Annotated in this window: 20 protein-coding genes; 14 read left to right on the top strand and 6 right to left on the bottom strand. The window is 72.4% G+C overall.

The features are described 5' to 3' along the window. Window positions 1-33 precede the first annotated feature (33 nt). Both O7542_RS18320 and O7542_RS18315 read left to right on the top strand, forming a co-directional pair. Window positions 34-1371, top strand: coding sequence for an aminotransferase class I/II-fold pyridoxal phosphate-dependent enzyme (locus tag O7542_RS18320; protein ID WP_281604942.1), 1338 nt, complete (start codon window positions 34-36; stop codon window positions 1369-1371). Between the two features lie 81 nt (window positions 1372-1452). Further along, window positions 1453-2151 (top strand): UdgX family uracil-DNA binding protein, encoded by a 699-nt coding sequence (locus O7542_RS18315; protein ID WP_281604941.1) that lies wholly within the window; start codon window positions 1453-1455, stop codon window positions 2149-2151. A 1-nt stretch (window position 2152) separates the two neighbouring features. Here O7542_RS18315 and O7542_RS18310 read toward each other — a convergent pair whose 3' ends face one another. Next, complete coding sequence (locus O7542_RS18310) at window positions 2153-2803, bottom strand: 4a-hydroxytetrahydrobiopterin dehydratase (RefSeq protein WP_210869344.1); 651 nt, start codon at window positions 2801-2803, stop codon at window positions 2153-2155. A 148-nt stretch (window positions 2804-2951) separates the two neighbouring features. On the opposite strand from O7542_RS18310, the gene O7542_RS18305 reads away from it, so the two are divergent. The 9 genes from O7542_RS18305 to rny all read left to right on the top strand — a co-directional run bounded on the left by O7542_RS18305 (window position 2952) and on the right by rny (window position 11362). Next, window positions 2952-3410, top strand: coding sequence for a hypothetical protein (locus O7542_RS18305; protein WP_166455481.1), 459 nt, complete (start codon window positions 2952-2954; stop codon window positions 3408-3410). 20 nt (window positions 3411-3430) lie between these two features. Beyond that, the gene (locus tag O7542_RS18300) at window positions 3431-4573 is read left to right on the top strand and encodes an acyl-CoA dehydrogenase family protein (protein WP_166455480.1); all 1143 of its coding nucleotides are present in this window, start codon (window positions 3431-3433) and stop codon (window positions 4571-4573) included. Between the two features lie 67 nt (window positions 4574-4640). Continuing rightward, a complete protein-coding gene (locus tag O7542_RS18295; RefSeq protein WP_166455479.1) occupies window positions 4641-5939 on the top strand; it encodes an MFS transporter in 1299 nt (432 codons plus the stop codon). A 4-nt stretch (window positions 5940-5943) separates the two neighbouring features. Further along, window positions 5944-6144 carry a DUF3046 domain-containing protein gene (locus O7542_RS18290; protein ID WP_030504158.1) on the top strand — a complete coding sequence of 67 codons (201 nt, stop codon included), beginning with the start codon at window positions 5944-5946 and terminating at the stop codon, window positions 6142-6144. A 185-nt stretch (window positions 6145-6329) separates the two neighbouring features. After that, window positions 6330-7379, top strand: coding sequence for a recombinase RecA (gene recA, locus O7542_RS18285; RefSeq protein WP_013284729.1), 1050 nt, complete (start codon window positions 6330-6332; stop codon window positions 7377-7379). Window positions 7380-7390: 11 nt separating this feature from the next. Beyond that, entirely contained in the window at window positions 7391-8083 is a 693-nt protein-coding gene (locus O7542_RS18280) for a regulatory protein RecX (RefSeq protein WP_166455478.1), read from the top strand. Between the two features lie 88 nt (window positions 8084-8171). Beyond that, entirely contained in the window at window positions 8172-8564 is a 393-nt protein-coding gene (locus tag O7542_RS18275) for a 3-keto-5-aminohexanoate cleavage protein (protein ID WP_281604940.1), read from the top strand. 66 nt (window positions 8565-8630) lie between these two features. Beyond that, complete coding sequence (locus O7542_RS18270; protein WP_240925450.1) at window positions 8631-8876, top strand: 3-keto-5-aminohexanoate cleavage protein; 246 nt, start codon at window positions 8631-8633, stop codon at window positions 8874-8876. Between the two features lie 719 nt (window positions 8877-9595). Continuing rightward, the gene (gene rny, locus O7542_RS18265; protein WP_030504155.1) at window positions 9596-11362 is read left to right on the top strand and encodes a ribonuclease Y; all 1767 of its coding nucleotides are present in this window, start codon (window positions 9596-9598) and stop codon (window positions 11360-11362) included. Between the two features lie 56 nt (window positions 11363-11418). Here rny and O7542_RS18260 read toward each other — a convergent pair whose 3' ends face one another. From O7542_RS18260 to O7542_RS18245, 4 genes are read right to left on the bottom strand one after another with little or no spacing between them, the layout of a single operon-like run. Further along, window positions 11419-12387, bottom strand: coding sequence for an amino acid ABC transporter permease (locus O7542_RS18260; protein WP_104114431.1), 969 nt, complete (start codon window positions 12385-12387; stop codon window positions 11419-11421). Next, the gene (locus O7542_RS18255; RefSeq protein WP_043325733.1) at window positions 12384-13091 is read right to left on the bottom strand and encodes an amino acid ABC transporter permease; all 708 of its coding nucleotides are present in this window, start codon (window positions 13089-13091) and stop codon (window positions 12384-12386) included. The genes O7542_RS18260 and O7542_RS18255 overlap by 4 nt, the downstream gene beginning before the upstream one ends. Before the next feature lie 36 nt (window positions 13092-13127). Continuing rightward, window positions 13128-14006 carry a glutamate ABC transporter substrate-binding protein gene (locus O7542_RS18250; RefSeq protein ID WP_043325728.1) on the bottom strand — a complete coding sequence of 293 codons (879 nt, stop codon included), beginning with the start codon at window positions 14004-14006 and terminating at the stop codon, window positions 13128-13130. 52 nt (window positions 14007-14058) lie between these two features. Then, window positions 14059-14814 (bottom strand): amino acid ABC transporter ATP-binding protein, encoded by a 756-nt coding sequence (locus O7542_RS18245; protein WP_030504151.1) that lies wholly within the window; start codon window positions 14812-14814, stop codon window positions 14059-14061. A 198-nt stretch (window positions 14815-15012) separates the two neighbouring features. Between O7542_RS18245 and selD the strand changes: the two genes are divergently transcribed. After that, on the top strand, window positions 15013-16002 hold the full coding sequence (selD, locus tag O7542_RS18240; protein WP_064447111.1) for a selenide, water dikinase SelD: 990 nt from the start codon (window positions 15013-15015) through the stop codon (window positions 16000-16002). Window positions 16003-16214: 212 nt separating this feature from the next. Next, window positions 16215-16694 (top strand): hypothetical protein, encoded by a 480-nt coding sequence (locus O7542_RS18235; RefSeq protein WP_043325725.1) that lies wholly within the window; start codon window positions 16215-16217, stop codon window positions 16692-16694. Window positions 16695-16773: 79 nt separating this feature from the next. Here O7542_RS18235 and O7542_RS18230 read toward each other — a convergent pair whose 3' ends face one another. After that, entirely contained in the window at window positions 16774-17001 is a 228-nt protein-coding gene (locus tag O7542_RS18230; protein ID WP_043325723.1) for a DUF2277 family protein, read from the bottom strand. Window positions 17002-17053: 52 nt separating this feature from the next. Between O7542_RS18230 and miaB the strand changes: the two genes are divergently transcribed. Next, window positions 17054-18553, top strand: coding sequence for a tRNA (N6-isopentenyl adenosine(37)-C2)-methylthiotransferase MiaB (miaB, locus tag O7542_RS18225; protein ID WP_064447112.1), 1500 nt, complete (start codon window positions 17054-17056; stop codon window positions 18551-18553). Window positions 18554-18623: the final 70 nt, after the last annotated feature.

The following is an 18623-nucleotide window of genomic DNA, read 5'->3' as shown; positions in this document are numbered from 1 at the left end:
ATCCCACCTTTGTTCTAGTACAATCGCCAAACTGTGGCAGCACATTATCAGGTCAGCGGCTCGACCTCCGCCGCGATTTCGGCCAGCGTCGAATCGGGCATCCGCAGCGGCGCGCTCGCCCCGGGCGACGCCCTGCCCGCCGTCCGGGCGCTCGCCGCCGACCTCGGCGTCAGTCCGGCCACCGTCGCGAAGGCGTACCAGGAACTGCGGCAACGTGGCCTGGTCGCGACCGCCGGCCGGCACGGCACCCGGGTCCGCCCCCGCCCACCGGTGGCCGCCCGCCGCGCCGCGCTGCTGCCCCCGCCGCTGCCCGGCGGTCGCGACGTCTCCGCCGGCCAGCCCGACCCCCGGCTGCTGCCCCCGCTCGGGCCGCACCTCGCCGCGCTCGCCGCCGACATCGGACCCCCCGGCGGGTACGCGACCGACGCCGTGCTGCCCGACCTGGCCGCCCTGGCGAGGGACCGGCTCGCCGCGGACGGGGTGCCGCCCGGCGAGCTGACAGTCACCGGAGGCGCGCTCGACGGCATCGAACGGCTGCTCGCCGCGCACCTGCGCCCCGGCGACGCGGTGGCGGTGGAGGACCCGGGCTGGGCCAACCTGCTCGACCTGATCGCCGCGCTCGGGCTGCGTACCGTCGGGGTGCCGGTGGACGACGACGGCCCCACAGTCGGCGGCGTCCGCGCGGCGCTGGCCGCCGGGGTCCGGGCGCTCGTGGTGACCAGCCGGGCGCAGAACCCGACCGGCGCGGCCGTCTCCACCGACCGGGCCGACGCGCTGCGGACACTGCTGGACGGCCGCGCCGACCTGCTGCTGATCGAGGACGACCACGCCGCCGAGCTGGCCCGCGTACCCCTGAGCCCGCTCGCCGGGGCGACACCGGCGTGGGCCTTCGTCCGGTCGGTGAGCAAGCCCTACGGGCCCGACCTGCGGCTCGCGGTGCTGGCCGGCGACGAGGCCACAGTGGCCCGGGTGGCCGGCCGGGCGCGGGTCGGCGCCGGCTGGGTGTCCACGGTGCTGCAACGGCTGGTCGTGTCGCTCTGGCGCGACCCGGCCACCGCCGGGCTGGTACGGCGCGCGGCGGACAGCTACGACCGGCGGCGCGACGGGCTGGTGGCCGCGCTTGCCGCGCGCGGGGTGGCCGCGCACGGGCGTACCGGGATCAACGTCTGGGTGCCGGTGCCCGACGAGACGGTGACGGTCACGACGCTGCGCGACGCCGGATGGGCCGTGGCGCCCGGCCGGCTCTACCGGATCGCGGCCGACCCCGCCGTGCGCGTCTCGGTGAGCGCGCTGGATGAGGCCGACATCCCCGCGCTCGCCGACGCGCTCACCGCCGGAAGGAAGGGCCCCTTCTTAACGCATTCGGTATAGGAAGGGCCCCTTCTTAACACCTCCGGGCGAGCGCGGCGGGCCACTCGCGTGCGCGCCGCCGGACGGGGTAGAACGATCGGCATGGCCGAGACCGAGAGCGCACCCGGAGCGCAGGAGTTCATCCCGCCGTCGGCGGACACCATCGACGAACTGCGCGCCGCGGCGGGCGACTGCCGGGGCTGCGAGCTGTACCGGGACGCCACCCAGACCGTCTTCGGCCGCGGCGACGAGCACGCGCGCGTGGTCTTCGTCGGCGAACAGCCGGGCGACATCGAGGACCAGAAGGGCCTGCCGTTCGTCGGCCCGGCCGGGCGGCTGCTGCGCAAGGCCGTCGACGACGCGGCGCTCGACCCCGCCCAGATCTACCTCACAAACGCGGTCAAGCACTTCCGGTTCGAGCTGCGCGGCAAGCGGCGCATCCACCAGACCCCGGACCGGGTGCACGTCACCGCCTGCCGGCCCTGGCTGGTCGCCGAGTTCGCCCGGCTGCGCCCGGAGATCGTGGTGGTGCTCGGCGCCACCGCCGCCAAGGCGCTGCTCGGCCCGAGCTTCCGGGTGACGAAGCAACGCGGCGAGCTGCTGCCCTGGCCCGCCGCCGCCCAGCGCCCGGAGGACTTCGAACGGGTGCCGGTGGACCGGACGGGCGCGGTCGCCGACGCCCCGGCGGCCCGGCTGCTCGCCACCATCCACCCGTCGGCGGTGCTGCGCGCCGACAACCAGGACGTCGCGTACGAGGGCCTGGTCGCCGACCTGAAGGTGGCCGCCGAGGCGCTGCGCTGAGTCAGGCGCGCTGCTGCCAGGTGCACAGGCACACCCGGTTGCCGTCCGGGTCGGCCAGCACCCAGAAACTCGGCGCCTCCGCGTCGCTGACCAGCGTCCCGCCTGCCGCCAGCGCCGCCGCGATACGCGCGTCCACCTCGGCCGGGTCGACCCACACGTCCGGATGCCACCGCTGCCGGGGCTCGTCCCGGCCGGAACGCTGGAACCAGACCGTGGGCAGCGCGCCGTCCGGGTCGCGTACCTCGTCGGCGCCCGGGCCGGGCGGCGCGCCAGGCGCCAGCACCGCCCGCCAGAACGGCAGCACCGCCGCGTGCTCCGGGGTGTCGAGCGCGAGCTCCAGCCGGGCCAGCCCGGCGGCCGAGAGGGTAAGCCCGGAGTCCGCGGCCAGCCCCGAGATGAACCGGGCCAGCCGCAGGTCACGCTGCGTCACCCCGCCCGCGTCGTGCGACCACAGCCGCACGTCCACGTGGGTGTAGCGCAGGTCCAGATCGGGATGATGATCGACCCGCTCGGCCTCCGCGCCCACCGCGGCCACCAGCGCCAGCCCGGCCGCGAAATCGGGGGTACGGATGCGCGTCTGCAACGCCCCCAGCAGGTACGTCCACCCGTCCAGCCCGGCCTCGGCCACCTGCTTCCCCGTGAGTGTGCCCATCCGGCCATCCTGGCCTGCGCTTCGCCCGGTCGCCACCCTCCATAGAGGATTGCCCAACGGTGCGTGTGGGTACGGCTCCGGCATGGCGGAACCCCGGCCTCGCGTGGAGCTTCTCCGGTTCGGCGCTCCCGGCCCCTACGTGACCTCCATGGCGTTCTCCGGAGCCGTGTGGCTGGCCATCCGGCTCTGGGAGCGGGACGGGTCCGTGCAGGTCGCGGTGGTCCGCGCCGGGCTGGGCGCGGTGATTTACGGGTTCATGTTCTTCGGGGTGAACTGGCTTCAGAAACCACGCGGCGCCGAGGCGGAGCGGGCCGCCGCCTGGGCGATCGCCGAGACCGCGCTGCGGCGGGGCGAACCGCCCGCCGACGAGGAGGGGCGTGCGGCGGTGGCGGACAACCTCGCCGCGATACGCCGGGGCGCGCTGTTCGGGGCGGCCGGTGGCGTCGTGTTGCTCGGCCCGCTGATCGTGCTCGCGCTCCGCATCGGGTGGGAAGCGACCGCTGCCGGGTTCGGGCTCGCCCTGGTCGTGGTGCTGGCGGTGGCCGTACGCACCGGCTGGCGGGAGCGCCGGCTGCGAGCGGCGCTCGTCTCTGTCCAGGGCGGGTGAGCGGTGCCAGACTTGCCGGCATGGAGCAGCATCTCTACGAACCCGTCCACGACGAGTTCCGTGACCTGTGCCGCCGGTTCCTGACCCGGGAGGCGGTGCCGCACCACGAGCGCTGGGAGGCCGACGGGATCGTCGACCGGGAGGTGTGGCGGGCCGCCGGCGCGGCCGGGCTGCTCGGCCCCGACGTCGACCCCGAGTACGGCGGCGGCGGGCAGCGCGACTTCCGGTTCAACGCGGTGCTCGACGAGGAGATCGTCGCGTCCGGGTGCTCGGGCCTCGGGTTCGGGCTGCACAACGACGTGGTCGCGCCGTACCTGACCGAGCTGACCACCGACGACCAGCGCAAGCGCTGGCTGCCGGGCTTCTGCTCCGGCGACCTGGTCACCGCGATCGCGATGAGCGAGCCGGGCGCGGGCAGCGACCTGGCCGGCATCCGCACCGGCGCGGTGCGCGACGGCGACAGCCTGGTCCTCAACGGGCAGAAGACTTTCATCACAAACGGTGAGATGGCCGACCTGGTGGTCGTGGTGGTCAAGACCGCGCCGGACCAGGGTGCCCACGGGGTGAGCCTGGTCGTGGTGGAGAGCGGCACGCCGGGTTTCAGCCGGGGCCGCCGGCTGGCCAAGGTCGGCCTGAAGGCCAACGACACCGCCGAGCTGTTCTTCGACGACTGCCGGGTGCCGGCGGAGAACCTGATCGGCACCGAGAACCACGGCTTCTACCACCTGATGGCCAACCTGCCCCGGGAGCGGCTGAGCATCGCCGTCGCCGCGGTGGCGGCCTGCGAGAAGCTGCTCGCGCTCACCATCGAGTACGCCCGCTCCCGGGAGGCGTTCGGGCGGCCGATCGGCCGGTTCCAGCACAACCGGTTCCTGCTGGCCGAGCTGGACACCGAGGTCACCATCGCGCGCACGTTCGTCAACCACTGCGTCGCCGAGTTCAACGCGGGCCGCCTGTCGGTGACCGACGCGGCGAAGGCCAAGTGGTGGACCACCGAGCTGCAGACCAAGGTGGCCGACCGGTGCGTGCAGGTGCACGGCGGCTACGGCTTCATGGCGGAGTACCCGGTGGCGAAGGCGTGGCTGGACAGCCGCGTGCAGACCATCTACGGCGGCACCACCGAGATCATGAAGGAGATCATCGGCCGGGGCCTCGGCCTGTAGCGAAACCGGGTGCCGGCCGGGCGGGCCGGTGCGGGAGGATGGGGCACCCGTCCCACCAGGAGCGCGCATGTCCACCGACCTGACCGCGCCGGCCCCGCCCCGGCCCGACGTCGCCGGCATCCAGCGGCGTACCGTCCGGCTGCTGTTCCTCACCCAGATCATCGGCGGCATCGGCGTCACCATCGGCATCTCGGTGGGCGCGCTGCTCGCCGCCCGGGTCGCCGGCACCGCCCTGGCCGGGCTCGCGCAGAGCGCCGGGGTGGTCGGCGCCGCGCTGCTCGCCGTCCCGGTCACCCGGCTCATGGCCGCGCGTGGCCGGCGACCGGGCCTGGTTCTCGCGTACGCGGTCGGCGCGGTCGGCGGCGTGCTGGTGGTGGTCGCCACCGTGACGCGCCTGGTGCCGCTGCTCTTCGTCGGCATGCTGCTGTTCGGCGGCGGCACGGCGGCCAACCTCCAGGCCCGCTACACGGCGGTGGACCTGGCCGAGCCGCAGCGCCGGGGGCGGCAGCTCTCGCTGGTCGTGTGGGCCACCACCATCGGCGCGGTGGCCGCGCCGAACTTCGCCGCGCTCGCCGACGAGACCACCCGGGGCTGGGGCCTGCCGGCGCTGTCCGGCCCGTTCGCGTTCAGCGCCGTCGCGTTCACGCTGACCGCCGTCGTACTCCTGGTCCTGCTGCGGCCGGACCCGCTGCTCACCGCGCGCCGGCTGGCGGCGGCCGAGCCGGCGCCGGGCGCCGCGCCGGCGGTCACCCGCCGCGGTGGCATGGTCGCCGCGTGGCGCACGGTACGCGGGCGGCCGGCCGCCCGCCTCGGCATCGCCGCTGTCGCGGTGGGGCACCTGGTGATGGTCGCTGTCATGTCGATGACCCCGGTGCACCTCGGCGAGTGGCATTCCGACGAGGACGTGCTGCCGGTGGTCGGCCTGGTGCTGAGCCTGCACATCGCCGGCATGTACGCGCTGTCGCCGGTGGTGGGATGGCTCACCGACCGGGTGGGCCGCCGGCCGGTGATCCTCGGTGGGGTGGCGCTGCTGCTGGCCGCGTGCGCGGTCTCCGGCACCGCCGGGCACCACACGGCATCGCTGTCGGTGGGGCTGACGCTGCTCGGGCTGGGCTGGTCGGGCACGATGGTGGCGGGCTCGACGCTGCTGTCGGAGTCGGTGCCGACCGCCGACCGGCCCGGTGTGCAGGGGCTGTCCGACCTGCTCATGGGGCTGGCCGGGGCGGGCGCCGCGGCGGCGAGCGGGTTCGTGATGCGGGCCGTGGGGTACCCGACGCTCACCCTGCTGGCGGCGATCGCCGTGGTGCCGCTGGTGGCGCTGGCGCTGCGCCGTCCCGGCCCGGCGCCACTCGACGAGGAGGACTGAACACGTGCGGCTGACCGACTTCTGGACGCGGCTGGAGGAGGCGTTCGGGCCCGGCTACGCGGCCAGCATCGCCCGGGACCAGGTGCTGTCCCAGCTCGGTGGGCGGACCATCGAGCAGGCGCTCGCGGCCGGTGAGCAAACGCACGTGGTATGGCGCGCCGTGGTCGCCGCGTACCCCGACCGGGTGCCCGCCCGACTACGCTGAGCAGCCTTTTCATCGATCCCGCGTGTCGCTTGCCCAGTCGTACACCTGTTCGGCTATTGTCCACAGCGGGGTGCTCGTCCACAGCTCACGGCCCGTCGGCTGGTTTTCTGTCGGACCCAGCGCCTAGCGTGTCCCGCGTGACGCGAAGCTCAGGAAAGACGCCGGCGAAGGCAGGGGTGGCAACGATGGCAGCAGGGCCTGACCGGGAGAAGGCGCTCGACCTTGCTCTCGCTCAGATCGACAAGCAGTTCGGCAAGGGTTCGGTGATGAGGCTGGGGGAGCGGCCCGTCGTGCAGACGGCTGTCATCCCGACCGGCTCCATCGCGCTCGACGTGGCGCTCGGCGTGGGCGGTCTGCCGCGCGGCCGGGTGGTCGAGATCTACGGTCCGGAGTCCAGCGGTAAGACCACAGTCGCGCTGCACGCGGTCGCGAACGCCCAGCGGGCCGGCGGCATCGCCGCGTTCATCGACGCGGAGCACGCGCTCGACCCGGAGTACGCGCGGGCCCTCGGCGTCGACACCGACGCCCTGCTGGTCTCCCAGCCGGACACCGGCGAGCAGGCGCTGGAGATCGCCGACATGCTGGTCCGCTCCGGCGCGATCGACATCATCGTGATCGACTCGGTGGCGGCCCTGGTGCCGCGCGCCGAGATCGAGGGCGAGATGGGCGACAGCCACGTCGGCCTCCAGGCCCGGCTGATGAGCCAGGCGCTGCGGAAGATCACCGGTGTGCTCAACAACACCGGCACCACCGCGATCTTCATCAACCAGCTCCGCGAGAAGATCGGCGTGATGTTCGGCAGCCCGGAGACCACCACCGGTGGTCGGGCGCTGAAGTTCTACGCCTCGGTCCGGCTCGACGTGCGCCGCATCGAGAGCCTCAAGGACGGCACCGACGTGGTCGGTAACCGCACCCGGGTCAAGGTCGTGAAGAACAAGGTCGCCGCGCCGTTCAAGCAGGCCGAGTTCGACATCATGTACGGCAAGGGCATCTCCCGCGAGGGCTCGCTGATCGACGTCGGCGTGGAGCAGGCGATCATCCGCAAGTCCGGCGCCTGGTACACCTACGACGGTGACCAGCTGGGCCAGGGCAAGGAGAAGGCCCGCGAGTTCCTCCGCGAGAACCCGGACGTGGCGGCCGAGATCGAGAAGAAGATCCTGGAGAAGCTCGGCGTCGGCACCGGTGGTGCCGGTGACGCCGCCGGTGGCCCGGAACTGCCGCCGGTCGACTTCTGATCCGCTGACCCGTGGCAGGACGACGCGCCCGTACGGGCCGGGGCTGGGATGCCAGTCCTCCCCGTACGGGCGACGCCACAGGTACGCCCCGGCCCCGCCGGGGACGCCGTGATCGCGCGGCGGAGTCCGACGCAGGGGAAGCTCCGGCTCCGCCGCGCGACGAGGCCGAGCTGGCCCGGGAGATCTGCCTTCGGCAGCTCGCGGTGCGCCCGCGCACCCGGGCCGAGCTGGCCGGCGCGCTGGCCCGGCGCGGCATCTCCGAGGAGATCGCCGAGCAGGTCCTCGACCGGTACGACGAGGTGGGCATCGTCGACGACGCGGCCTTCGCCCGTGCCTGGGTGAGCAGCCGGCATACCGGCCGCGGGTTGGCCCGCCGGGCGCTCGCCAACGAGCTGCGCCAGCGCGGCGTCGACGGCGAGGTGGCCGGCGCTGCCCTGGACGACCTGGACGAGGAGACCGAGGCGGAGACCGCCCGTGCCCTGGTGGACCGCAAACTGCGCAGCACCCGGGGTGAGCCGGACGCGGTGTTCCGGCGTCTGGTCGGCATGCTGGCGCGCAAGGGCTATCCGGCCGGGGTGGCGATCCGGGCGGTGAAGGACGCGCTGGCCGCGCAGAGTGCCGAGGCGGCCGAGTTCGCCGAGCACATCGACGCCGACGCGATGGCCGACGCCGAGCACGATCTCGACTCCCGCCGGCTCGACTGACCGACCGCCGACCGGCCGTCGACTGACCGACTGACCGACCGACCGGCGGTCGGTGTCGCGGCCGCCGTCCCGAGGGGAGGCGCACACCGTGCTGAAGGCGTGTCTCAACGGCACCCGGCGGCGGGACGAGCACCCCGCCGTGCCGCTCACCCCGGCCGAACTGGCCGCCGACGCGGTGCGCTGCGCGGCCGCCGGGGTGGCGGCGGTGCACGTGCACCCGCGCGACGACGCCGGAGCCGAGTCGCTCGACCCGGCGGTGATCGCCGCTGCGGTCACCGCCATCCGGGCTTCCCGTCCCGGCCTGCCGGTGGGCGTGAGCACCGGCGCCTGGATCGTCCCGGACCCGGCCGAGCGGGTCGCCGCCGTCCGCGCCTGGACGGTGCTGCCCGACTTCGCCTCGGTCAACGCCCACGAACCCGGGGCGGCCCAGGTCGCCGCCGCCCTGCACGAGCGTGGCGTGATGGTCGAGGCCGGCCTGTAGACGCCGGCGGCGGTCGACGCCTGGGGCCGCTGGTCCGCGCCCACCGGGCGGATCCTGGTCGAGTGCATGGCCGAGCAGGTCGAGACGGCGCTCGCCGACGCGGCGGCGATCCTCGCCGCGCTGCCCAACCAGCGCCCGCCGGTGCTGCTGCACGGCGAGGGGCCCGCCACCTGGCCGGTCTACGCCGAGGCGGTCCGCCGGGGTCTGCACACCCGGATCGGCCTGGAGGACACGCTGCTGCTGCCCGACGGCACCCAGGCCCGCGACAACGCCACCCTGGTAACCACAGCCCGCACCCTCGCCCCCCACTGACCCACCCACTGACCCACCCACCCCGACCGCCCCTGCCCCGTTGATCATGAAGTTGACGGCACTTCCCGTCCGTTTTGTCCAGGCCAACTTCATGATCGCGCCCGTCAACCTCATGATCGTGCGGGGGAGTGGTGCGCGGCGTCGATGGGGGAGGTGGCCTGAGCAGGTCGGGAGCGGCGAGGGGCGGTGTCGGACGGCGAGGTTTGTCCGGGCCTGTCCGGCATCTGATCACCACTGAGTGACGCTGCAACTTCTCTCCGTCCGGGTGGTTTGATCATGACTTCTTGACCGAACGGCCCCTCGCGACCTAGCCTCGCCATACAGGCTCACTTTGCCCGACCAGCGCAGGCTAAGCGCACAACATAGATCTCGTAACAGAACAGCATCACTTTGGCCAGCTACACCGGCCCTTGACGGAAGCTCCGGAACCTTTCGGGGCCTCCGACAACTGCAACCGGCCGCCAGCGGTGCCCCTCGCGGGTCACCGCCGACGGAAAGCTGCCCAGAACCAGCCGCTCCGGTCGGGCGTACAGAGCCGCAGGCGCGTGTCCTTCGCGCGTGTCCTGCGGCGCCGACGTTCAGGGGGAGGCGGCCATGGCGGGGCGGCACAGGTTCACCGGCGGTCTGCCACACGGCCCCGACCCCGCATCGGCGGGCGACAGCCCGGCCACCGGGTATCGACGAGCCGGCAACGCCGGCCGGGCCGGCGGAGCGGTTCGATGAGCGCCTTCGACATCGTTCTCCTCGTGGTGGTGCTGCTGCTCGTCGTGGTGGTGGTCGGCGCCGTGCTGTTCGGCGTGCGTACCCTCAAGCGGCTCAGCCTGGCGCCCGCGCCGGAGGATCCGGCCTTCATCGCGGAGAAGGACCGGCAGGAGCAGTCCCTCGCGGCGCTGCGGACCGCCGCCAGCGAGGCCAACAGCACCATCGACGTGGCGAAGTCCGCGGCCGCGGCGGCGCGGGCCGAGGCGGCCGCCGCGAAGGCGGAGGCGAAGGCGGCCCGGGCCGAGGCGCGGCGGGTGCTCGACGACGCCCGCGCCGAGGCGGACACCGTGCTGGAGCGCGCGCACAAGCAGGCCGAGGCGGACGCCGAGCAGCTGCGCGCCACCGCGCGGCGCAGCGGCGAGCGTGAGGTGGCGGTGCTGGCCGCCACCACCCGGGAGCAGGCGGCCGAGGTGGAACGCCGGGCCGCCCGGATGGACGAGCGGGAACGGCTGCACACCGAGGAGGTGGAGCGGCTGGCCGAGCGGGAACGGCAGCTCACCGCCGCCACCGCGGCGCTCGCCGCCCGGGAGGCAGCCCTGGCCGAGCGGGAGCGGACGCTGACCGAGGTGGAGGAGCAGCGCCGCCGGGAGCTGGAGCGGGTGGCCGGCCTGACCGCCGACGCGGCCCGCGCCGAGCTTGTCGAGTCGATCGAGGGGCAGGCGAAGCGGGAGGCCGCGCTGCTGGTCCGGGAGATCGAGGCGGACGCGCGGGGTAGCGCCGAGCAGCGCGCCCGCAACATCGTGGTGGACGCCATCCAGCGGGTCGCCAGCGAGCAGACCGCGGAGAGCGTGGTCAGCGTGCTGCACCTGCCCGGTGACGAGATGAAGGGGCGCATCATCGGCCGGGAGGGGCGCAACATCCGCGCCTTCGAGTCGGTCACCGGCGTCAACCTGATCATCGACGACACGCCCGAGGCGGTGCTGCTGTCCTGCTTCGACCCGGTACGCCGGGAGGTCGGCCGGGTCACGCTGGAGAAGCTGGTCCTGGACGGCCGGATCCACCCGCACCGGATCGAGGAGGTCTACGACCTGGCCCGGCAGGAGGTGGAGGAGCTGTGCCACCGGGCCGCCGAGGACGCGCTGGTCGAGGTCGGCATCACCGAGATCCACCCGGAACTGGTGACGCTGCTGGGCCGGTTGCGCTACCGCACCTCGTACGGGCAGAACGTGCTCAAGCACCTGGTGGAGACCGCGCACATCGCCGGCGTGATGGCGGCCGAGCTGCGGCTGGACGTGCCGACGATCAAGCGGTGCGCGTTCCTGCACGACATCGGCAAGGCGCTCACCCACGAGGTGGAGGGCAGCCACGCCATCATCGGCGCGGACGTGGCCCGCAAGTACGGCGAGAGCGAGGACGTGGTGCACGCCATCGAGGCGCACCACAACGAGGTGCCGCCGCAGACCATCGAGGCGGTGCTGACGCAGGCGTCGGACGCCTGCTCGGGCGGGCGGCCGGGCGCGCGGCGGGAGAGCCTCGAGGCGTACGTGAAGCGGCTGGAGCGGATCGAGGAGATCGCGGCCGGCAAGCTGGGCGTGGAGAAGGTCTTCGCCATGCAGGCGGGCCGGGAGATCCGGGTGATGGTCAAGCCCGACGACGTGGACGACATCGGCGCGGCGGTGCTGGCCCGGGACGTGGCCAAGCAGATCGAGGAGGAGCTGACCTATCCGGGTCAGATCCGGGTGACTGTGGTGCGCGAGTCCCGGGTCACCGAGATCGCCCGCTAGACCGGGGAACACGAAAGGGCTGGCCGTTCACGGCCAGCCCTTTCACGTGTGGCGGGTCAGACGCCGCCGGCACCCTCGGCCTGCGAGGTGAGCGCGGCCGGTGGCGGGGCCGGCGCCGGGGTGCCGGCGCTCTTGCGGCCCTGGGAGAGCCGGTGCTGGACGTACTGGGCCAGCTTCGACAGCGAGTAGTTGATGGCGATGAACAGCACGGCGATCACCACGTACACCTGGATCGGGTTGCCCAGGACGCCGATGATCTGCTTGCCGATGTTGAGCGTCTCCTCGTAGCTGATGATGAAGCCCAGCGAGGTGTCCTTGAGCACCACCACGAGCTGGCTGATCAGCGCCGGGAGCATGATCCGGAAGGCCTGCGGCAGCAGGATCAGCCCGGTGGTCTGGAACGGGGAGAGCCCGATCGCCGAGGCCGCCTCGGCCTGCCCGGAGGGCAGGCCCTCCATGCCCGAGCGCAGGATCTCGGCGATGACCACGGAGTTGTAGATGGTCAGGCCGATGACGAGGTACCAGAGGTTGTCGAACGAGGCGCCGAACTCGGGGAAGCCGCGCGCCACGAAGAAGATGGTGATGACGACCGGCAGGCCGCGGAACACCTCGACGCAGACCCGGGTCACGGCGGCCAGCACCCAGCTCAGCCCGCGCAGCAGGTACGCCACAGGTGCGGCGGCTCCGGTGAAGCGCCGCCGGGTCAGGCTCTTGAGCTGGATCCGCAGGACGGCGAGCAGGGTGCCGACGACGAGCGACGAGACGATGGCCAGCGCGGCGGCGATCAGGGTGTTCTTGAGGCCGTACCCGATCCGGTCCCAGACGAGCGGGAAGTTCTCGTTCGAGGGGTCGACCAGCGGCCCCCACAGCTCCATCGAGAACTGGCCTTTGTCAGCAAGCGGCCGGTAGATGAACAGGTAGGCGCCGGCCAGCACCACCACGACGGCGACCAGGCTGCTGATGAGCGTGACGCGTCGCTGGCGCGGCCCGGGAACGTCGTAGAGGACGCTGCTCTGCTGGCTCATCGGGCCACCGCCTGTCGCTTCTCGATCCGGTCCAGCAGGGCGCCGAGCGGGACCGTCATGATCAGGTATCCGACGGAGATGCCGATCGCCACCGGAATGAAGGGGTAGCCGCCGGCGGAGGTGAGCTGATCGGCGGTCTGCGAGAGGTCACCGACCACGCCGAAGAAACCGACGAGCGCGGAGTTCTTGATCATCGCGATGATGACCGAGCCGAGCGGCACCACCGAGGCCTTCCAGGACTGCGGGAGCACGACGTGCCGCAGGTTCTGGCCGAAGGTGAGGCCCAGCGAACGCGCCGCCTCGGCCTGCCCGGGCGGCACCGCGTTCACGCCGGAGCGCAGGGCCTCGCAGACGAACGCGGCGGTGTAGAGGACCAGCGCGATCAGGCCGAACCGGAAGTAGGGCAGGTCGGTGCCGAGCCGGCTGAAGATCGAATCCAGGCCCGGGATACGCAGGAAGTCGGCGTTGGAGCCCAGCGCCGGCAGGCCGAACGCGGCGAAGAACAGCACCACTGTCAGCGGCAGGTTACGGAAGATGTTCACGTACGTGGTGCCGACCGCGCGCAGCGGCGGCACCGGCGAGATCCGCAGCACCGCCACGACGGCGCCCAGGATCAGGGCGCCGATCGCGGCGAGAAAGCAGATCTGGAGGGTGAGCCAGAACCCGCCCGCGAAGACGTCGAACTTGTCGATGAGCACATTCACGGGTCGGTTTCCTCCCCACCCTCCGGATCTAGCGGATCAGTAGCGGTTGACGGCGGGCGGGTCGCCCAGGGTGGCGCCGAACTTGCCGGCGGTGTCGTCCCACGCCTTCTTCCAGCTGCCGTCCTGGAACGCCTTGTCGAGCGTGTCGTTGATGAAGTTACGGAAGTCGGTGTCCTCCTTCTTGACACCGATGCCGTAGGGCTCCTTGGTGAAGTTGTCGCCGGCCATCTTGAAGGACGCCTCGTCCTTGGCGATGTAGCCGAGCAGGATGACGTTGTCGGTGGTGACGGCGTCGACCTGCTTGCCCTTCAGGGCGTCGCGGCACTTGTCGTAGGTGTCGAAGAGCACCAGCTGGGTGCCGACGTCCTTGACGTACTTCTTGATCTCCTCGGCCGGGGTGGAGCCGGTGACCGAGCAGACCTTCTTGGTGCCGTCCTTGAACGAGTCGGGGCCGGTGATGGCCGCCTCGTCCTTGCGGACCATGATGTTCTGGCCGGCCTCGTAGTACGGCCCGGCGAAGGCGATGCGCTCCTTGCGCTTGTCGTTGATCGTGTAGGTGGCCGCGACCAGGTCGACGGTGCCGTTCACGATGACGTCCTCGCGGACCTTCGACGGCGTCTCGACGTACTCGATCTTGTCCTCGGGGATGCCGAGTGCCTTCACGATCAGCTTGGCGACCTCGACGTCGAAGCCCTCCGGCTTGCCCGACAGGCCCTTCTGGCCGAAGCCCGGCTGGTCGAACTTGGTGCCGACCTTGATCTTCTGGGCCTTGCTCAGCCGCTCCATGGTGCTGCCGGCCGCGAAGTCCTTGCTGCCGGCGCCGGTGCCCTCGTCGTCGCTGTCGCCACCGCAGGCGGACAGGCCGAGCGCCAGAGTCGCCGCCGCGGCAACCGCCGCCACGCGCTTGTAACGCATACTCAATCTCCTTCTTCGACGGAGCCGCCGGGACGACTCCAACTACGGACGCTCAGTGAGTGAGGATCTTGGAGAGGAAGTCCTTGGCCCGCTCGCTGCGCGGGTTCGCGAAGAACTCGGCCGGCGGCGCGTCCTCGACCAGTTGCCCGTCGGCCATGAAGACCACCCGGTTGGCGGCGTGCCGGGCGAAACCCATCTCGTGGGTCACCACGACCATGGTCATGCCCTCGCTCGCCAGGGACGTCATCACGTCCAGCACCTCGCCGACCATCTCCGGGTCCAGCGCGCTGGTCGGCTCGTCGAAGAGCATCGCCTTGGGCTGCATGGCCAGCGCGCGGGCGATCGCCGCCCGCTGCTGCTGACCGCCGGAGAGCTGCGCCGGGTACTTGTCCGCCTGGTTGGCGATGCCGACGCGGTCGAGCAGCGCCAGGCCGCGCTCGCGGGCGGCGGCCGGCTTCTCCTTGCGCACCTTGACCGGCCCCAGCGTGACGTTCTCCAGGATGGTCTTGTGGGCGAAGAGGTTGAACGACTGGAAGACCATGCCGACCTCGCTGCGCAGCTTGGCCAGGGGCTTGCCCTCGGCCGGCAGCGGCTGCCCGTCGAACGTGATGGTGCCCTTGTCGATGGGCTCCAGCCGGTTGATCGTGCGGCACAGCGTCGACTTGCCGGAGCCGGACGGGCCGATCACCACGACCACCTCGCCCCGGCCGACGGAGAGGGACACGTCGTCGAGCACGTGCAGCGGCCCGAACCACTTGTTGACCCCGTCGAGCACGATCAGCGGGTCGCCCGTCGTCACGTCGTCCACCGTCCCTGTCGTCCATGCCGGAATTGGGGGTCGATCGACCCCCGGTTGGGCAACTGTAGGCGGGGTGATGTGGCAGTACGCAACTCAGATGGTCACGGAGCGGTAACACCGGTCACCTGCATACCGGCACGTCCGAATTTTGTCGCCGTCCGGGTGGGCCGAGTGGCGCCGAAGGCGCTGGCCAGAGATCATGAGGTGATGACCGACGCGATCCGGCTGACCGACTACGCCCGCGGTGGCGGCTGCGCCTGCAAGATCCCTCCGGGCGAGCTGGAGGCGATGGTCGCCGGCCTCGGCGCGACCGGCGGCTCGGCCGACCTGCTGGTCGGCCTGGAGAACGGCGACGACGCCGCGGTGGTCCGGCTGGACGAGCGTACGGGCCTGGTGAGCACCGCCGACTTCTTCACCCCGGTGGTCGACGACGCCTACGACTGGGGGCGCATCGCCGCCGCCAACGCGCTCTCCGACGTGTACGCGATGGGCGGCACCCCGCTTGTCGCGTTGAACCTGCTCTGCTGGCCGCGCGGCGTGCTGCCGCCGGAGATGGCCCGGGAGGTGCTGCGCGGCGGTCTGGACGTGGCCCGGGAGGCGAACTGCCACCTGGCCGGCGGGCACAGCGTGGACGACGACGGCCCGAAGTACGGCCTGGCGGTCACCGGCGTGGTCCGGCCGGAGGAGCTGATCACGCTGGACGCCGGGCGGGCCGGGCTGCCGCTGTCGCTGACCAAGCCGCTCGGCGTGGGCGTGCTCAACACCCGGCACAAGCAGACCGGCCAGCGTTTTCCCGAGGCGGTCGAGTCGATGGCCCGGCTCAACCGGGACGCGGCCCGCGCGGCGGTGGCCGCCGGCATCCGCTGCGGCACCGACGTGACCGGTTTCGGCCTGCTCGGGCACGCCTCGAAGCTGGCCCGCGCGAGCCGCCTCACGGTGGCGATCGACGCAGCGGCGGTGCCGTACCTGCCGGGCGCGCGGGAGGCGATGCGCGACGGGTACGTCAGCGGCGGCACCCGGCGCAACCTGGAGTGGGTCAACCCGTGGACGGACTTCGGCGACGCGGACGAGGGGGAGCGGCTGCTGCTGGCCGACGCGCAGACCTCGGGCGGCCTGCTGGTCGCCGGTGAGGTGCCCGGTGGGACCGTCATCGGTGAGTTGCTGCCGGCCTCGGAGCACCTGATCCGGGTTCGCTGAACGCGCCGGTGGGCGCGGCGGGAACGCGAACGCGGCACCGTACCCGATAAACTGTCATCTTCCAGCTACTCTGGGCAACGTCGCCCGAGGGAATTTTGCCCGGAATGGTCACAGACCGGTAACTTGCGCCCGGCTGAGGGCAAATGCCCCCCACCATCGTCAGTAGGGCCCGATCCGGAGGCCGGTGGAAACGAGCGCGGCGAGGAGGCGGCATGACCGAGCTGTGGAACTGGAGAATCGACGGCGGCGAGCCGGTGGAGGTCTACCCGGCACTGGCCGAGGCGCTCGGCCGGGTGGTGATGCCCATGGCCGTCGCCGACCCGATGCGGCTCCCCGCGTACGCGGTGGTCTGCGACGTGTGGGAGGCGCCCGGGCTGTACGGCACCGTGGTCGACTGTTACGGCGTGCCCGAGAGCCTGGCCGAGCTGCCCGCGCTCGCGGCGCTGGCCCGGCTGCTGGGCCGCAACTGCCTGATGCGCGACGACACCCTCGACGCCGGCCGGCACCTGCTGTTCGCGCCGGACGGCACGATCCGCCCGGTGCACTTCGACGTGGCCGACACCGACGACGGCGAGGTGCTCAGCCACCACCGGCTCTGCACCCAGGCCGACCCGCGCTGCCGGGGCTGGTCGCAGTGCCACCGCTCCCGCTGGGCTCCCGACACGGTCGCCCCGGCGCTCGCCGCCGCCTGACCGCGAGCGCCGGCCGGAGGCGGTGACCGGCGCTCGCCGCCGTGCCCCCGCCCGGCGGCGAGCCGTGGCGGCCCCGGGCTCAGTCCCGGGTCGCCGGCTGCTGGCCCCGCACCACGAGCTGGTCGAGCAGCGTCGCGGTGGCGGCGGCCACGGCGTCCACCGCGGCGTCGAACGCGGCCGCGTTGTGCGCCGCCGGGGTACGGAATCCGGAGATCTTCCGGACGTACTGCAACGCGGCGGCGCGGATGTCCTCCTCGGTCACCACCGGGACGTACGGCTCACGCAGGGTCTTGATGCTCCGGCACACGGCTCCTCCTCGTTCGATCCGATCAGCTCCACCCGGATACGCTGTCCGGGTCATGACTACCGCAGCCGCGGGCAGCCCGCGCACCTACCAGGTGCGTACGTACGGCTGCCAGATGAACGTGCACGACTCCGAGCGCATCTCCGGCCTCCTCGAGGACGCCGGGTACGTGCGCGCCGCCGAGGCCGACGAGCAGCCCGACGTGGTGGTGTTCAACACCTGCGCGGTCCGGGAGAACGCCGACAACCGGCTCTACGGCAACCTGGGTCATCTGCGCCCCGTGAAGGCCAAGCACCCCGGGATGCAGATCGCCGTCGGCGGCTGCCTGGCCCAGAAGGACCGCGGCGACATCGTCCGCAAGGCGCCCTGGGTGGACGTCGTCTTCGGCACGCACAACATCGGCTCGCTGCCGGCGCTGCTGGACCGGGCGCGGCACAACACCGCGGCCGAGGTGGAGATCCTGGAGTCGCTGGAGGTCTTCCCCTCCACGCTGCCGACCCGGCGCGAGTCGACGTACGCCGGGTGGGTCTCGATCTCCGTCGGCTGCAACAACACCTGCACGTTCTGCATCGTGCCCTCCCTGCGCGGCAAGGAGAAGGACCGCCGCCCCGGCGACGTCCTCGCCGAGGTGCGCGCGCTCGCCGACGCCGGCGTGCTGGAGGTGACGCTGCTCGGGCAGAACGTCAACTCGTACGGCGTCGAGTTCGGCGACCGGTACGCCTTCGGCAAGCTGCTGCGCGCCTGCGGCGACATCGACGGGCTGGAGCGGGTGCGGTTCACCAGCCCGCACCCGAAGGACTTCACCGACGACGTGATCGCCGCGATGGCGGAGACGCCGAACGTCTGCCACTCGCTGCACATGCCGCTGCAGTCCGGCTCGGACGACGTGCTGCGGGCGATGCGCCGCTCGTACCGGTCGGAGAAGTACCTGGGGATCATCGAGAAGGTCCGGGCGGCGATGCCGGACGCGGCGATCACCACCGACATCATCGTCGGCTTCCCCGGCGAGACCGAGGCAGACTTCGCCCGCACGCTCGACGTGGTCCGGGAGGCGCGGTTCTCGTCGGCGTTCACGTTCCAGTACTCCAAGCGCCCCGGCACCCCGGCCGCCACGATGGACGGGCAGCTGCCCAAGCAGGTCGTGCAGGAGCGCTACGAGCGGCTGATCGCCTGCGTCGAGGAGATCACCTGGGCGGAGAACAAGAAGCTGGTCGGGGAGACCGTCGAGGTGCTGGTGGCGGTCGGCGAGGGCCGCAAGGACGAGCGCACCGGCCGGATGTCCGGCCGTGCCCGCGACGGCCGGCTCGTGCACTTCGCCACCGGTGAGCTGGCCGGGCAGATCCGCCCCGGCGACATCGTGCACACAGTCGTCACGTACGCCGCCCCGCACCACCTCAACGCCGACGGCGCGCCGCTGGCACATCGGCGTACCCGGGCCGGTGACGCGGCCGAGGCGGGACAGGTTCCGCGTACCCCCGGGGTGCTGCTCGGACTGCCGACGATCGGCGCGCCGGCCGCGGCGCCCGCCCCCACCGGCGGCTGCGCCGCCCACTGACCGGATGCAAGGAAGGGCCCCCTTTTAACACTCGGTGTTAAAAGGGGGCCCTTCCTCTACCGCAGGCGTT

It is taken from the genome of Micromonospora sp. WMMC264 (assembly GCF_027497275.1).
GTDB classification, from domain to species: domain Bacteria; phylum Actinomycetota; class Actinomycetes; order Mycobacteriales; family Micromonosporaceae; genus Micromonospora; species Micromonospora chalcea.
This window is presented reverse-complemented; position numbering and strand designations above follow the sequence as displayed.

Bases quoted from the DNA above. Each gene is read 5' to 3' on its own strand.
- O7542_RS18250 (WP_043325728.1), bottom strand. From the start codon at position 14,006: ATGCGTTACAAGCGCGTGGCGGCGGTTGCCGCGGCGGCGACTCTGGCG.
- miaB (WP_064447112.1), top strand. From the start codon at position 17,054: ATGACTACCGCAGCCGCGGGCAGCCCGCGCACCTACCAGGTGCGTACG.
- O7542_RS18295 (WP_166455479.1), top strand. From the start codon at position 4,641: ATGTCCACCGACCTGACCGCGCCGGCCCCGCCCCGGCCCGACGTCGCC.
- O7542_RS18305 (WP_166455481.1), top strand. From the start codon at position 2,952: ATGGCGTTCTCCGGAGCCGTGTGGCTGGCCATCCGGCTCTGGGAGCGG.
- rny (WP_030504155.1), top strand. From the start codon at position 9,596: ATGAGCGCCTTCGACATCGTTCTCCTCGTGGTGGTGCTGCTGCTCGTC.
- O7542_RS18270 (WP_240925450.1), top strand. From the start codon at position 8,631: ATGGCCGAGCAGGTCGAGACGGCGCTCGCCGACGCGGCGGCGATCCTC.
- O7542_RS18310 (WP_210869344.1), bottom strand. From the start codon at position 2,803: ATGGGCACACTCACGGGGAAGCAGGTGGCCGAGGCCGGGCTGGACGGG.
- O7542_RS18315 (WP_281604941.1), top strand. From the start codon at position 1,453: ATGGCCGAGACCGAGAGCGCACCCGGAGCGCAGGAGTTCATCCCGCCG.
- O7542_RS18260 (WP_104114431.1), bottom strand. From the start codon at position 12,387: ATGAGCCAGCAGAGCAGCGTCCTCTACGACGTTCCCGGGCCGCGCCAG.
- O7542_RS18235 (WP_043325725.1), top strand. From the start codon at position 16,215: ATGACCGAGCTGTGGAACTGGAGAATCGACGGCGGCGAGCCGGTGGAG.
- selD (WP_064447111.1), top strand. From the start codon at position 15,013: ATGACCGACGCGATCCGGCTGACCGACTACGCCCGCGGTGGCGGCTGC.
- O7542_RS18300 (WP_166455480.1), top strand. From the start codon at position 3,431: ATGGAGCAGCATCTCTACGAACCCGTCCACGACGAGTTCCGTGACCTG.
- recA (WP_013284729.1), top strand. From the start codon at position 6,330: ATGGCAGCAGGGCCTGACCGGGAGAAGGCGCTCGACCTTGCTCTCGCT.